This is a genomic window from Mycobacterium sp. E1386 (genome assembly GCF_001672745.1).
Lineage (GTDB): Bacteria > Actinomycetota > Actinomycetes > Mycobacteriales > Mycobacteriaceae > Mycobacterium.
In genome coordinates this window covers 1-14473 of record NZ_LZKH01000120.1, presented here as the reverse complement: position 1 = coordinate 14473, position 14473 = coordinate 1, and the positions used below count along the sequence as shown (strand labels likewise).

Genomic DNA, 14473 nt, shown 5'->3' with positions numbered 1-14473 from the left:
CGATCCGACACCCTCGGCTCAGAGCCGGGCGGTGATCCACGAGATCACGTCGCCAAGCACCTGATCGCACTCCGGCTCGTTGAAGACCTCGTGGTAAAGCCCCGGGTAGACCTTCAATTGGACGTCGGTGGAACCCACGCACTCGACCAGCCGCCGGCTACCGGCGACGGGGATCAGACGGTCGTCGGAGCCGTGCACCACCAGCAGCGGCGCCGTCAGCGCAGGCGCGCGCTCCGGCATCGTCTCGCCGACCTGTAGCAGGGCCCGACCGATGCCGGCCGGGACCTTGCCGTGGTACACCAGCGGATCGTTCTTGTAGGCCTCCACGACCGCGGGGTCCCGGGAGATGGCGTCGACGTCGAGCTCCTGTACCGGCAGCCCGGGCACCAGGGCGCCGAGCACGCGGGCGGCCAGCACCATCAGCGGCGACACCTGATCCTGGGCCGCCACGGCCGGCCCCGACAGCACCATCAGGTCGTAGTTGTCGGGCCGTTCCACGCCGTAGGCGAACACGATGGCGCCGCCCATGCTGTGCCCGAGCACGATGCACTTGAGACCGGGATGCTCGCGGCTGGCGATCCGGACCAGGCTGTCGAAGTCCGCGGTGTACTCGGAGATGTCGCGCACCAGCACGCGCTTTCCGCCCGAGCGGCCGTGCCCGCGGTGGTCGAGCGCGTACGTGACCAGGCCCGCCTCGCCGAAACGCCGCGCGACGTGGTCGTACCGGCGGGCGTATTCACCGAGACCGTGCGACAGGACGACCACCGCGCGTGCCGGGGTGTCGGGTGTCCAGACGTCGTAAACGATGCGCACGCCACCGGATCCGTCGAAGTTCCGTTCGGCTCGGTTCACTGCACGGTCCTGGTCATTACGGGCAGCGTAATGGCTCCCGGTGCAGATCGCCCTGCCAGACACTGTCGTAGGCTCTCCCATTGTGGGGCTGCTTGCGCAAAACACCGCGAACTCCGACCTCGGCGCGGAAGTCGGCGGGGATTTCTCGGCGCATGCCGAGCCGTACCGCCGTGAGCTGCTCGCCCACTGCTACCGGATGACCGGGTCGCTGCACGACGCAGAGGATTTGGTTCAGGAAACACTGCTGCGGGCGTGGAAAGCTTACGACCGCTTCGAGGGCAAGTCCTCGATGCGGACGTGGCTGCATCGCATCGCGACCAACACCTGCCTGAGCGCGCTGGAAGGGCGGCAACGACGGCCGCTTCCGACCGGCCTGGGCGCACCCAGCGCCGACCCGACCGCCGAGCTGCAGGAGCGCCGCGAGGTGCCCTGGCTGGAGCCACTCCCGGACCTGACGAACGACCCGGCCGACCCGTCGGTCATCGTGTCCTCACGCGAGTCGGTCCGGCTGGCGTTTGTCGCGGCGCTGCAACATCTTTCGCCACGGCAGCGGGCGGTGCTGCTGCTGCGCGACGTGCTGCAGTGGAAGTCCGCCGAGGTCGCCGCGGCGATCGGCACGACCACGACCGCCGTCAACAGCCTGCTGCAGCGCGCCCGGTCCCAGCTGGACGCCGTCGGGCCCAGCGCCGGCGACCGGTTGGCGGCACCGGACGCGGCCGAGACGCAGGACCTGCTCGACCGCTACATCGCCGCCTTCGAGACCTACGACATCGACCGCCTGGTGGAGCTGTTCACCGCCGAGGCGATCTGGGAGATGCCGCCCTACACCGGTTGGTACCAGGGTGCGCGGGACATCGTCACCCTCATTCACCAGCAATGCCCCGCCGAGTCACCCGGCGACATGCGCCTCCTGCCAATGGTCGCCAACGGCCAGCCCGGCGCCGCGATGTACATGCGCGCCGGGGACCGGCACGTCCCCTTCCAGTTGCACGTGCTGGACGTGCGCGGCGACCGGGTGTCACATGTGGTCGCCTTCCTCGACGACAAGTTGTTCGCGAAGTTCGGCCTGCCCGATTCGCTATGACCGACCCGCTCGACGTCACACCCGCACCCGGGCGGCCCCTGCTGCTGCTGGGCGCTTTCGACCTCGCCGACGTGGGCTACCGCGCGACGGAGTTCTTCGTCGCCGGGACCGCTACGTCCTACGCCCCCGTCTCGGCGCTGGAGTCCGACGGGCGGTGGAGCGTAACGACCTCCGCGACAGCGGATTACACCACCCGCGTGGTGGTGCTGACACCCGCGGATCCGGCGCGGTTCAACGGGACGGTGCTGGTCGAATGGCTCAACGTGAGCGGCGGTCTCGACGCTCCCGCGGTGTGGATGATGGCGCACCGGGAGATCATTCGCGCGGGCTACGCGTACATCGCCGTCTCGGCCCAGCGCGTCGGGATCGATGGTGGCGCGAGTCTGCTCGGGGTCGACATGTCGCTGAAGAGCCAGGACCCGACGCGCTACGCGCCCCTGCACCATCCGGGTGACGCCTTCTCCTACGACATCTTTTCTCAAATCGGCAGCCTCATCAAAAGCCCCCGCGGCGCAACGCTTTTGGGTGACCTGCGGGCCCGGCACGTCATGGCGCTGGGCGAGTCGCAATCGGCGATGTTCCTCACCACCTACGTCAACGCGGTCGACCCGCTGGCCGCGGTGTACGACGGCTTCTTCGTCCATTCCAGGTTCGGCCCCGCCGCGCCGCTCGACGGAAGCTCCATCTTCGACGGAACCGGCACACCCCAGGCCGTCGCGTTCCGCCCGGACCTGCGGGTGCCGTTGCTGACGATCATCACCGAGACCGATCTCTTCGGGGGCGCACGGGAGGGCTATTACTTCGCCAGGCAACCGGACAACCAATGGCTGCGCGTCTGGGAGATTCCCGGCGCCGCGCACGCCGACAACTACACCATCCAGGTGGCGCCGATCGACAGCGGCTCGGCACCGCTCACGCACCTCGTCGCGGCCTATGCGCCAACCAACGTGCTTTTGGGCCAACGCTTTTCGCATAACATCAACTTCGCCCCGCAGCACCACTACGTCGTGCAGGCGGCGCTCGCCGCGCTGAACACCTGGGTGGACACCGGTGCTCCAGCGCCCAGCGCGGCGCCCATGCAGGTGCGCGATGCCTATGGGCCGCTACCCGTTCCGGATGCCAACGGCCTGGCGCTGGGCGGCGTCCGAACACCCTGGGTGGACGTGCCGGTCGCACGAACTTCCGGGCTCGGCGGCGACGGGGGCGTCATGGCCGGGCTCTTCGGGTCCGGCGAACTCTTCGACGCCGACACGCTGCGCCGGCTCTACCCGGGGGGAATGGCGCAGTACCTGGAACGCTTCACCGCCGCCCTCGATGCGTCGATCAGCAGCGGGTTCATCCTCGCGGCGGACCGAGCCGAGATCCTCGAGCTGGCGGCCGCCACCTATCCCGGCGACCGCCCCTAGAACAGGCGGCTGTCCGGCGGCGGTCCCGCCACCGGGCGGACCAGCCCGGCCCCGGTGGTCAGCGGCAGATCCAGCGCCGAAAGCAGCCCGGGTGGGGCCGCGCAGACGGCGGGGATGGCGTTGACCATCCGCGAGGCGCCGGCGATGCGCGCACCCAGGTCGTGGTCGTGGTCCTCGGCCATCTCGAATTCACACCGCATGCTTGGTGATCCCTCGATCTCCACCCGATACAGGCCGCGTCCGGACGCGGCCCCGTAGCCGAGGTCCTTCGGCGGGATCGTGATGTTCGGTTGCGGCCAGTCCGGCGCGACGTCGTCGCGCATCCGGGTCACGTGGTCGAGGATGAAAGTTGGCTTGCCCCCGACGTATCCGGTCAACGTCGAGCGCATGGCCGCGATGGTCCCGGCGGCGACGTGGCCGGTGGGCGTGTCGAAGGCCTCGGCGGCGGGAATGCGTTCGTTGCTTTCCTCGATGTTGTCGATCTTGACCCCCAGGCCGGCGGCGAGCTGGTGCAGAACGGGGCCCCAGCCGAAGGTGAACATCCCGGGCTGGGCCGCAAACGCCTGGTACTCCGGCGGCTTGCCGAAGCCGAGAATCTCGTACACCGCCGCCTGGTCGGGATAGGTGGCGTAGTTGAACATCTCCGTCACCCGAACCGAGTCGATCGACCGGGAAACCCCGGTAAGCACCAGCGGCAGAACGTCATTGGCGAACCCGGAGTCGATCCCGGTGGTAAAGAACGACGCACCGCCGTCGCGTGCCGCCTGGCGCAGCGGGTCGGTGAAAGCGGCGTCGACACCGTCGGGATAGACCAGCGGCACCACCGAACACGACACCACGTTCTTACCGGCCCGCAGGATCGAGACCATGTCCCCGACGGCCTCCAGCGGTCGCAGGTTGGCGCCGGCGGCGTAGACCACCGCGTCGGCCTCGCCGGCGAGCAGCGCCGCCGGGTCCTGGGTGGCGACCACCCCGACCGGCCCGGTCCCGCACAGCTCCCCCGCGTCGCGGCCCGCCTTGGCGTCGCTGTGCACGACGAGATCGACGAGCTGCAACTCCGGGTGGTCGATCACGCCGCGTAGCGCGATCACCCCCATGGAGCCCGGCCCCCACACTCCCACCTTGATCATGACGGACTTTCTCCTAATATTAGGACAGTTGTCCTTGTATTTTGGACGGATCGTAGGGAGGTGCGCATCGGTACGTCAACCGCCAAATCACCGCCCACCGCCCGTGTGATGGATGTGCTTGCCGCGCTTGCGGATTCCCCACACGCGCTGGCGTCGGCTGAGCTGGCGAAGCGCTGCGCGATCAGCACCTCCACCTGCGCCCTGGTCCTGGCCGAGCTGGAGGGGCGGGCCTGGGTGGCACGCCGCGAAGATCGCCGGTACGTGCTGGGCAGCGGCCTGTTCGGGCTGGTGCACGGTCTGCGCGAGCAGTTCCCGTTGCTGGACCGGGGCCGCGAGGCGCTGCGGTTCCTGCACGAGACGCTGGGCGCCGGCTGCTCGATGTCGAGAATCGGCGGCCGCCACCTGACCACCGTCGACGCGGTCGGCCATGGCACCGACGGCGGGCAGGCCGTCGGCCAGCGCTTCCCCATCGACCCGCCGTTCGGCCTCGTGGCGATGGCCTGGCGCGAGGAGGACTTCGTCCACGCCTGGCTGCAACGAGTGATGCCGCGACTGACCCGGGCGGAAATCGCGCAACATCAGCGGGTGCTCGCCGATATCCGCGCCCGTGGGTACGGGGCCTGGCGCTTCGACGACACCCACCAGTCGCTGCACAACCGGCTGGTGGACGTGCTCGCTTCCCTGGAGCCGACGGCCCGGGTCACCCGCCAGCTCACCACCCTGATGACGATGGTGACGCTGCAATCCGTGACCGATACGCTCGAAAGTGATTTGGCCGCAGCTGAATTCGTTGTCCTGCCGATCTTCGGGCCGGACGGCCAGCCGGAGTACCAGATCGAGATCCACCTCGGCCGGCCCGCCGCGCTGACCCTGCCCGAGCTCGACGCCGCCCTCCGGCATGCCCAGGGGCTACTCACCGCGACGGTGGCCTGACCGCGCCGCCGATTAGGCTGACGGCATGGCGGCCCACGCGGAGGTTCGTCGCGCCGACGCGCGGGCGGTCACCACCACGCCCTGGCTGACCTCCCGGCACTCGTTCTCGTTCGGCGACCACTACGACCCGGACAACACCCACCACGGACTACTCCTGGTGAACAATGACGACATCGTCGCGCCCGGAACCGGATTCGACACGCATCCGCACCGGGACATCGAGATCGTGACCTGGGTCTTGCGGGGTCAACTGGCACATCAGGACTCGATCGGCAATAGCGGCGTCATCTACCCGGGCCTCGCCCAGCGCATGTCGGCGGGCAGCGGGATCCTGCATTCGGAGAAGAACGACTCCTCCACGCAGCCAGTGCATTTCGTGCAGATGTGGGTGGTCCCCGACGAGGCCGGCATCGCCCCGGGCTATCAACAGCGCGAGATCGACGCGAACGTTCTGGAGGGCACACTCGTGACGGTCGCCTCGGGCATGCGCGGGCAAGACGGGGCGATCACCCTGCACAACCGCAATGCCGCGCTGCACGCTGCGCGGTTGCGGACCGGTGACGCGGTGAGCCTCCCCCAAGCGCCCTATTTGCACCTATACCTGGCCCGGGGCGCGGCCACCTGCGAAGGTGTGGGCGACCTGCGGGAGGGTGACGCCGTTCGGTTCACCGACGGTGCCGGCCGGCGGGTGACGGCGAAGGAGCCGTCGGAACTACTGGTCTGGGAGATGCACGCGAAGCTCGGCGACTGAGCCCATAGAGTGGGCGTGACAGACAGGAGCCGGCATGTCTCAATCGCGACCGCAGCACGCGGCGCCGAATCCCAACCGGAACATCAAAGCGGTGCGGACCGTGCGGTTCTGGGCAGCGCCGCTCGTCATCACGCTGGCGCTGATGGCGGCGTTGTGCGCGCTGTACCTGGGCGGCATCTTGAACCCGATGACCAACCTGCGGCACTTCCCCGTCGCGGTGGTGAACGAGGATGCCGGGCCGGGGGGCGCGGAGTTGACCAGCCGCTTGGTGAACGGTCTGGACAAGAACAAGTTTGACGTCCGCGTGCTCACCCGTGACGCGGCCAGGCATCAGCTGGACACCGGCCAGGTGTACGGTTCGGTGCTGATACCTCCGAGCTTCTCGTCGAAGCTGCGCGACCTGGGGACGAGTGCGTTACTGCCCGGGCCTGCGGAACGGCCCGTGATCACGATTTCGACCAACCCGCGGGCCGGAACGATGGGTTCCAGCATCGCCGGCCAGACCCTGAACATGGCGATGGGCCAGGCCAATGGCGAGGTGGGCGAACGGCTGATCGCGCAAGTCAAGGCGCAGACGGGCGGCGCTCCGCTCGCCGGTGCCGCGGAGGAGGGCCTGTCCTCCCCGATCGAAATCGAGTCGACCGCGTACAACCCGCTGCCCAACGGCACCGGCAACGGGCTGTCGGCCTTCTACTACGCGCTCTTGCTCCTGCTTGCGGGGTTCACCGGCAGCATCGTGGTCAGCACGCTGGTGGACGCGTTGCTCGGTTACGTGCCCGCCGAATTCGGCCCCGTGTATCGCTTCGCCGAGCAGGTCAGGATCTCGCGCTTCCAGACGCTGCTGCTCAAGTGGGCGATCATGGTGTTGCTGGGGCTGCTCACCTCGGCCGTCTACCTGGCCATCGCCCACGGGCTCGGCATGCCCATCGATCTTGGCTGGCAACTGTGGGCGTTCGGGGTGTTTGCGATCGCCGCGGTGGGCATCACCTCCAGCTCGCTGCTCTCGGTGCTGGGCACGGGCGGCCTGTTGGTCAGCATGCTGATCTTCGTGATCCTCGGGTTGCCGTCAGCCGGGGCCACCGTACCGCTGGAGGCGACGCCGCCCTTCTTCCGCTGGCTGGCCGAATTCGAGCCCATGCACCAGGTTTTCCTGGGCGCCCGGTCGCTGCTGTACTTCAAGGCGCGCGCGGACACCGGAATATCGCAGGCGCTGATCATGACGTCGATCGGTCTCGTGATCGGCCTGCTGCTGGGCGGCATCGTCACGCACCTCTACGACCGCAAGGGATTCCACCGGATTCAGGGGGCGGTCGAGATGGCGATCGCCATGGAACACCAAGCGCAACACCAGGCCGGCCAAAGCGGCAAGCACGAGCGGGCGGTCGCCCCCGAGCCCGAAAGCTCAAGCGAGCAAACGTAATTCGAACGCCGCCAGAGCGTCATCCGCCCGTTATTTAGATTGACAGTGTGACGGATGTGACTAATGATGTTGATGTTGCATCCACACCAGGGCGGAAAGGGCGATCGTGCTGACCCGACGCGCCAGCTTGCGCCGGATGGTGTCCGGCTGCACCGCCGTAGTCGCGTGCGTCGCCCTGGCGTGCACCACTGGACAGCCGGCCGCGCACGCCGCCGACGGCCGCGATCTGCTCGCCAACGCCATCAACACCACCAAGGGTTCCTACCTGGTCTACAACTTCGGCCCGGGTCACCCCGCGCCGATGCTCAACGCCGGCGGTAGCTGGTATGAGATGAGCAATGGCGGCCACCTGATGATCATCAAGAATGCGGCGGGACGGCTTTCGCCCCACCTGCTGGTGGACACCCATCAGGGCGATCAGGCCCGCTGTGAGCACAATCCCGGGGCCCGCACCGCTGAGGGGCTTTGGCAGGCATCGGAACTCTATGCGCCACTGCAAGCGTGGCAGAGGATGGGCCAACCGACGATCGCGATCAACGCGAACTTCTTCGACGTGCGCGGGCAGAAGGCCGGCTCCTGGCGCCAGACCGGCTGCAGCTCACCGCTGGGCGCCTTCGTGGACAACACCCACGGCCAGGGCCGAGCCAACCAGGCCGTCACCGGCACCGTCGCCTACCCCGGCAAGCAGGGGCTCTCCGGAGGCGGGGAAAGCTGGAGCGCCCTGACGACCATGATCCTGCCGTCCGGCGGCGCGCCGTACGTGGTGTGGCCAAAGACCAAGAGCGACTACGACTCCGCGACTCCCGTGGTCGAGGATCTGCTGAACAAGAACGAGCGGTTCGTTGCGGTATCCGGCATCGGGCTGTTGGCCCCCGGGCAGACCGGACAGCTTCACGACGGCGGACCCAGCGCCGCGCGAACGGCTTTGGCGTACTCGCGGCAGAAGGACGAGATGTACGTCTTCGAGGGCGGCAGCTACACGCCGGACAACATGCAGGACCTGTTCCGCGGCCTGGGCAGCGACAACGCCATCCTGCTCGACGGGGGCGGGTCGTCGGCCATCGTGTTGCGCCGCGACACCGGCGGCATGTGGGCCGGCGCGGGTTCGCCGCGGGGCTCGTGCGACACCCGGCAGGTGCTCTGCGATTCGCACGAGCGTGCGCTGCCCAGCTGGCTGGCCTTCAACTAGCCCGGCCGAAGCGGAAGATCAGCAGGCTGGCGGCCACCACCGCGGCCGTGACGGCGAACACCGGCGCGACGACGAATCGTGACATGGTCGCACCCAGGAATGCGCCGGCACACATCGTCAACACGACGCCGAGACGCAACGTCTGCCGTTCGCCCGTGCCGCCGGCCAGGCGGCTGTCCAGACCGAGGCTGACGATCGTCGACGTCAGCACCGTGGTGGACAGCTCCTGGATGCCGAACTGGCGGGCGCTGGAATGCTGCAGACCGAACGTGACCGCGAGGACGCCGATCATGATCAGCTTGGTGTTGTCGTGATACCGCAGGATCCCGGTGCCGGCCAGCGTCGCCAACGCCACCAAAAGGATGATCTCCGTTGCCAATACGGTGGTGATCCACCGCAACGTCCGGTCGGCGAAGTGTCGGGATATCCGGCCGCTGACGATCGTGGTGCACACGAAGGTGGGCAACGCCACCACGACCGCCGTCAGATCGATGGACGTCCTGGGCGCCAGCCAAAACCCCAGGAAGATAACGTTTCCCGTCATGTTGGCGACGAACACGTGGCCGAGCACCAGGATGCTGATCGAGTCAGCCAGGCCGGTGGCGAAGGTCAACAGCAGCAACGCCGCGACGGTCGACCGCTCCGACACCGGCGAGGAAACAGCCATGGGTCGTAGCAGACCTCGCTAGAGGTGCGGCGTCAAATCCAGCGACGTGATCGTCGTCATCCTGGTCACCAGCCAGCGGCTCTTCGCGCGCTTGAGGAACAGCCGGTAGGACAGGTACTTCAGTGACGGCACGTTCTTGGTGAGCGGGCTGGTGGACGTGGTGTTGGTGTACACGATGACAACGGCATTGGCGTCATCGATGGTCTCGACCGCCGCGCCGGTGACGTCGGTGTGGTTGGTGATCTTGGCCTGTTTGTTGGGAGCCACGATGGCGTCGACGAACTTACGGTACTGAGCCTCGAAATCCCCACTGAGGTAGCGGGACGCGCGGTCGGCGAGGGTGTCCATGTTCTCGGGCGTGTACGTCCACAGGGTGGTGATCGCGTCTGCCGCGGTCCGCGCCACTTTGAGTTTCGTCGCCGCGGCGGCACGGTCGGTCAGATACGGCTGCACCGCCGCGCCGGCGAACGCCGCCGAGCCGACGAACAGCAAAGCGGCCACGATGACGGTGATGGCCATCCGCTTGCCGGCCAGCCATTTGCGTCGTTTGCGCCCGGCGGGTTGCGACTCGGCCGGCTTGGCGTCACCATCATCGGTCGTGGATTCCGCTGCGGCAGAGGCGTCTTCGTCGGCATCCGCTGACCCGGCGCGCTCCTCGGCCGAAGCTTCCTCGGTCGCCGCCTCCTCGGCGGCGGCTAGATCACCTGCTGCAGGTTGCTGATCTTCCACTGCTTTCCTTCCTGCGTAGCGGTCGCCGTCCACCGGTTGGCGTTCTCCCAGACTTGTTTACCGTCCGGCGACTTCGAGCTGACCGAGGTGGCCACGATGACGGTGACGCTGCCGTCGTCGTTCCATCGCTCCACCCCCGCGTCCAGGACGGTGCCGGTGGCCGGTTCGGCCCGGGCCACCTGCAGCAAGATCTCATTCGCCTTGTCGCGGTACTCCTTGGCGAAGTCGCCGGTCGCCTGGGCGAGTACCCGCGTCACGTAGTCGTTGGCATGGAATGGATCGATGGAGGTGAATTGCGTCATGAAGCCGGTCACGTAGCTGAGCACTTCGCGATTCTTCGACGCGGCGCGCTCGCGGCTTTCATGGTTGATGAGCATCAGGGTGCACACCGTGATCGCGGCCGTCATGACGAGCGCGGCGAGGGCGGTGGCCAACGGCAGGCCCCACGGCCGCCCCGGCGGCAGCGGGCGCGCGACCAGCAGCGGCTCCTCGCCCGGCTGAAACTTGCGGCGGGGACTCATTTTCCGCTCCCTGGCGGTTTGGGCTTGGTCAGCACCGTCAGGTCGTCGACGAGCCAACGGCCGCCACCGTCTTTGACGAAAGTCACCCGAACGGTGGCGGAGATGTAGCGTTCATCGGGCGCCGCGCCGCGCCGGCCCTGCATGAACATCAGCATCGTCGCCCGATCGGGCGACGCCGACTGGATCGCGTGGTCGGTCACCCAGTATTCGTTGATGACCGGGTTGCCCTTTTGCACCATGTCCTGCTGGTCCGCCAGCTGCTTCCGATATTTGTCGGTGGCCAACGAGAGGGCGCGATTGAAATCGTCGTGCAACGATTTCGGGTCGTAGGTCAGCATCTGCGCGACGATCTTCGGGCCCTGCGTGTCGAGCTGTGCACGCGTCTGGTCGGTGGCCCGATCCCGCGAGAACACCGCCGCATAGCTCAACACCGCGCCGGCGAGGCACAGTCCCGCCGCGCCCAGCACCACCACCGCCGTCCACCGCCGCACGTCGAACGCCGGCTCGGCCGATTCCCGGCGCCGCGCTTCGGTGCGCAGCAGCATGTCGGCGAAGGTACGGCGCCGCGAATCCCATAGCGGCCAAAGCCATCCCACCACCGATACGGTGTCGAGCAGGTGCGCCATGTCCCGCAGCAGCAGCCCCCACGGTCCGATGGGTTCGCCATCGCGCCGCGCCACCGCGATGCCGAACAGCGCCCGCCCCACGCTCCAGCCGGTGACCGTCGGCAGCAGCAGCCGGTTGACCAACATCAGCAGGACGACGACCCCGATCACCGCGATGCACAGCCACCACCACACGCCGCCGGCCGGAACGGTGAAACCGGCCAGCGCCATCGTCGCCACCACCGCCGCGCCGGGCAGGACGTCGACGGCGAGTGCGCCGGCGCGAATGTGCCAGGGCGCCAACACCTTCCGCGGGGACTCCTGGACGGCCGTGGCCGGTGGCTTGTCGACCACCACCGTCACTTCGTCACCTGGTCGAGCTTGGCTATCTTGTATTGCCCTTCGGCCTGGGCCATTTTCACCCGCAGGCGGTACCCGGTTTCGTTCTGCGTCTGATCGTTGGCGACCTTGACGCGGACCGCGACGAGCACCTCGACCGAACCATCGGGGTTGTTGCGTTCGACCGCCGCCCGCATGTCCGACACCTGGACGTGAACGTTGGCGGCCTGGTACGCCTGAACGAGCATGCTGGTGTAGAGCAGGGCTTGCGAGCGGAAGGCGTCGGTGCCGCAGTCGATGATCTTCTGCTCACTCGCCGCCATCGCGTTGGTGTCGGGCGCCTGGGTCGCCGAAACGCAGTCGACGGCGGCCTTGAGCGCCGCGGCGTCGTTGCGGGCTATCACCTGGCTGTCGTGGTGATAACGCAATGCGAAGTATCCGCCCGCGCCCACGCCGGCGGCGCAGAGCACGAGCACCGCGGCGATGCCGGCCAACCAGCCGCGGCCCAACCGCGACGGGCGCCGTCCGGCGAGCACGCCGGGCTCGGCCTCGGATTCCGGCGGCTCGTCGGCGGCGGTTTCGGCGGCGGTTTCGGCAGGGGTCTCCTGGGTCGCGGCCTCGGGTTCCGCCGGTTCGGCTGCGGCTGCCTCGCTGGCCGACGGCTCCCCGGCCGTCGCCGCTTCATCGATCGAGCCCGTCCCGTCGGCGCGGGTCGCCTCGGTGGCGTCCTCGGGCTCGGCCGAACCCTCGGCCGTCACGTCGGGATTGGTCGGGTCGGCGGCGACCGCCGGATCCTGGTTCTTCGGACGCCGTCTGCGCAGACGACGAAGCTTCGGCATCGGTGGGGGGTTCAGCCGGCTGGCGCCAGCATCTCCTTCCATCCGTCGTCTCCTGTTCTGGCTGAGTTTTCGACGGAGTATTTAACCCCGTCTGGCCCTACCAGTTGACCGCTTTGGGGACTATAGACCGCCACGGGAGGTCCACCGGGGGTATAGACACACGGGTTGGGCTGCTGGCCGTTGCACTGCACGGTACCCGACCCCGGCCGCGACAAGGGATCGCTGGTCGGCGGGGGCGTGCCCGACACCCGGTCCGAGGGCGCCGGGTTCAGGCCGTTGTCGATTGACGGTGCCGGGATCACCTGACCCGGTTTCACCGGCTGGTCACACCGCGCCGCGGGGGCCGGACAGGTCAGGATCTGGTTGGGGTCGCCATACCAGGGGTTGGTCCCCGCCGGGACGTACGGGTGGGGGTCGCGGCATTCCCGGGGGGTGGCCGCCCGCTTGCCCTCGATGTCCGTACAGGGGATGTTGCGCGATCCGCGCACGCTGTTGGCCGGGGTGTCCATCGGAATCTTGCAGTACGTGCCCGACGGCAACGGCTGCAGGCTGGTGTCCGCCGGGGACCGCCACTCCGATGCCGGAATGAAGCCGGTCAGACACGGCGGAGGCTGGTTGATCGACAGCGCCAGGTCCAGTGCCGCCATGTTGGGGAACGGCGCGGCCACCGTCTGGGCGATCGACGCGCCCTGCGGCAGGAACACCAGGACCTGTTCCACGCCGGTGTGGTAGCGCTTGAGCAGGTCGAACACCACCTCGAGATTCGCCAGCGTCTGCGGCAGCGAATCCCGCACGTCGTTGAACACCTCGTTGACCTGGTCGGCCGTCGGCGCCGCCTGGCGCAGCACGCTTTTCACGTGCTGGTCTTCCTGCGCCGACTGCGCGCCCAGCCTGTTCAGGTTGCGCGCCCAGCGTTCGATGGCATCGCCCGACTTGACCTGGCTGTCCAGCACCGGGCCCGAGTTTTGGATGATGTCGTTGACGTCGGTGATGTTGGTTTTGAAATCGCCGACGATCGCCTGCGTGGAGTCCACCAGCCGCTGCAGGGCCGGACCCAGCCCACCCACGGATTGCGCTGTCTCGTCGAGCAATTGGGCGATCTTGTCCTTGGGCAGCACGGCGAGCCCGCGGTTGGCCGTGTCCAACGCCGGCCCGATCTCGGCGGGCACCGTGCCCTTCGTGATCGTCTGACCGTTCGACAAGAACTTGCCCGGGTTCCCGGTCGACTCCAGGTCCAGGTACTGCTCACCGACGGCCGACACCGAGTGCACGTTGGCCGTCGCGTCGGTCGGGATCTTGTAGCGGCTGTCGATGCTCATCGTCGCTTCGGCGCCCCGCTCGGTCGGCTCCACATCGGTGACCTTGCCGATGGTGATGCCGCGATACGTGACGTTCGCCGTCGGGTACAGGCCGCCCGACGCGGGCAACTCGGCCTTCAGCGTGTATCGGCCGATCCCCACCAGGCTCGGGATCTGCAGGTAGTACACCCCGAGCACGAGCAGCGAGATGACCGTCAGGATTCCGAACGCGATCAACTGGCGTCTGATGAAAGGAGTCAGCAATTCCTGTCCCCCCTTTCCACCAGTGGCCCACCGGGCGCGTCGTTCGGGTTCGGCGTGTAGCGGACGTCGGGGATCATCGTCTCGGGATCGCGCCCGAACGACTGCTCGAGCGCCCGCAGCGCCCCCGACAATCCGGTGCCGGTGAGGAACGCGTTGTCGACGGAGCTGTAGGTCACGTCGAGCGTCAGCGAGATGTTGATGTAGTCGCCGCGGAAGATCTTCGGCACGGTGTCGATGTCGAACGGCTGGGTCAGGATCAGCTTCAGCGCGCCGATCAGGTACGGCGAGCCCTTGCCCAGCTCCTTGAGCGGACACTGCAGCGCCTGCAGGTCGGTGTGCAGCGGCCCGCGGGCTTCCGACAGGTACTGGTCGGCGGCCTGGCTGAGCCGTCCCACCGCGTCGACGGCGTTGATCAGCAGGTTCTTGGTGTCGGCGAAATGCTTGAT

The 14473-nt window shown here is 68.0% G+C and carries 14 protein-coding genes and 1 pseudogene; 6 read left to right on the top strand and 9 right to left on the bottom strand.

All coding sequences use genetic code 11. The features are described 5' to 3' along the window. Positions 1–18: 18 nt before the first annotated feature. Positions 19–852, bottom strand: a complete 834-nt coding sequence (locus A5709_RS13190) for an alpha/beta hydrolase (RefSeq protein WP_067946262.1) — start codon at positions 850–852, stop codon at positions 19–21. Between the two features lie 82 nt (positions 853–934). On the opposite strand from A5709_RS13190, the gene A5709_RS13185 reads away from it, so the two are divergent. After that, complete coding sequence (locus A5709_RS13185; RefSeq protein WP_068120262.1) at positions 935–1936, top strand: sigma-70 family RNA polymerase sigma factor; 1002 nt, start codon at positions 935–937, stop codon at positions 1934–1936. Next, positions 1933–3342, top strand: a complete 1410-nt coding sequence (locus tag A5709_RS13180; protein WP_068120261.1) for an alpha/beta hydrolase domain-containing protein — start codon at positions 1933–1935, stop codon at positions 3340–3342. Before A5709_RS13185 ends, A5709_RS13180 begins: the two co-directional genes overlap by 4 nt. Here the strand turns inward: A5709_RS13180 and A5709_RS13175 are convergent. Further along, positions 3339–4472 carry a dihydrodipicolinate reductase gene (locus A5709_RS13175; protein WP_082973964.1) on the bottom strand — a complete coding sequence of 378 codons (1134 nt, stop codon included), beginning with the start codon at positions 4470–4472 and terminating at the stop codon, positions 3339–3341. The genes A5709_RS13180 and A5709_RS13175 overlap by 4 nt on opposite strands. Before the next feature lie 108 nt (positions 4473–4580). Between A5709_RS13175 and A5709_RS13170 the strand changes: the two genes are divergently transcribed. From A5709_RS13170 to A5709_RS13155, 4 genes are all read left to right on the top strand, one after another. After that, on the top strand, positions 4581–5405 hold the full coding sequence (locus tag A5709_RS13170; protein ID WP_067946291.1) for a MarR family transcriptional regulator: 825 nt from the start codon (positions 4581–4583) through the stop codon (positions 5403–5405). Between the two features lie 25 nt (positions 5406–5430). Beyond that, complete coding sequence (locus tag A5709_RS13165) at positions 5431–6156, top strand: pirin family protein (protein ID WP_067946269.1); 726 nt, start codon at positions 5431–5433, stop codon at positions 6154–6156. Between the two features lie 34 nt (positions 6157–6190). After that, a complete protein-coding gene (locus A5709_RS13160) occupies positions 6191–7576 on the top strand; it encodes a YhgE/Pip domain-containing protein (protein WP_067946271.1) in 1386 nt (461 codons plus the stop codon). 79 nt (positions 7577–7655) lie between these two features. Next, positions 7656–8765, top strand: a complete 1110-nt coding sequence (locus A5709_RS13155; protein ID WP_156673163.1) for a phosphodiester glycosidase family protein — start codon at positions 7656–7658, stop codon at positions 8763–8765. Here the strand turns inward: A5709_RS13155 and A5709_RS13150 are convergent. The 7 genes and pseudogenes from A5709_RS13150 to A5709_RS13120 form a co-directional block, all read right to left on the bottom strand. Beyond that, entirely contained in the window at positions 8758–9432 is a 675-nt protein-coding gene (locus tag A5709_RS13150) for a YoaK family protein (RefSeq protein WP_068120259.1), read from the bottom strand. The genes A5709_RS13155 and A5709_RS13150 overlap by 8 nt on opposite strands. 18 nt (positions 9433–9450) lie before the next feature. Next, the gene (locus A5709_RS13145) at positions 9451–10161 is read right to left on the bottom strand and encodes a mammalian cell entry protein (protein WP_067946277.1); all 711 of its coding nucleotides are present in this window, start codon (positions 10159–10161) and stop codon (positions 9451–9453) included. Next, positions 10128–10682 (bottom strand): mammalian cell entry protein, encoded by a 555-nt coding sequence (locus A5709_RS13140; RefSeq protein ID WP_067946279.1) that lies wholly within the window; start codon positions 10680–10682, stop codon positions 10128–10130. The genes A5709_RS13145 and A5709_RS13140 overlap by 34 nt, the downstream gene beginning before the upstream one ends. Further along, positions 10679–11650 carry an RDD family protein gene (locus tag A5709_RS13135; protein ID WP_068008539.1) on the bottom strand — a complete coding sequence of 324 codons (972 nt, stop codon included), beginning with the start codon at positions 11648–11650 and terminating at the stop codon, positions 10679–10681. Before A5709_RS13135 ends, A5709_RS13140 begins: the two co-directional genes overlap by 4 nt. Continuing rightward, the gene (locus A5709_RS28425) at positions 11647–12507 is read right to left on the bottom strand and encodes an Mce protein (protein ID WP_068008540.1); all 861 of its coding nucleotides are present in this window, start codon (positions 12505–12507) and stop codon (positions 11647–11649) included. The genes A5709_RS13135 and A5709_RS28425 overlap by 4 nt, the downstream gene beginning before the upstream one ends. Further along, positions 12477–14027: a virulence factor Mce family protein gene (locus A5709_RS13125; RefSeq protein WP_067946285.1), complete on the bottom strand. Its 1551-nt coding sequence runs from the start codon at positions 14025–14027 to the stop codon at positions 12477–12479. The genes A5709_RS28425 and A5709_RS13125 overlap by 31 nt, the downstream gene beginning before the upstream one ends. Further along, positions 14021–14473, bottom strand: a pseudogene (locus tag A5709_RS13120) (mammalian cell entry protein); the annotation flags it as partial. The pseudogene A5709_RS13120 and the gene A5709_RS13125, both read right to left, overlap by 7 nt.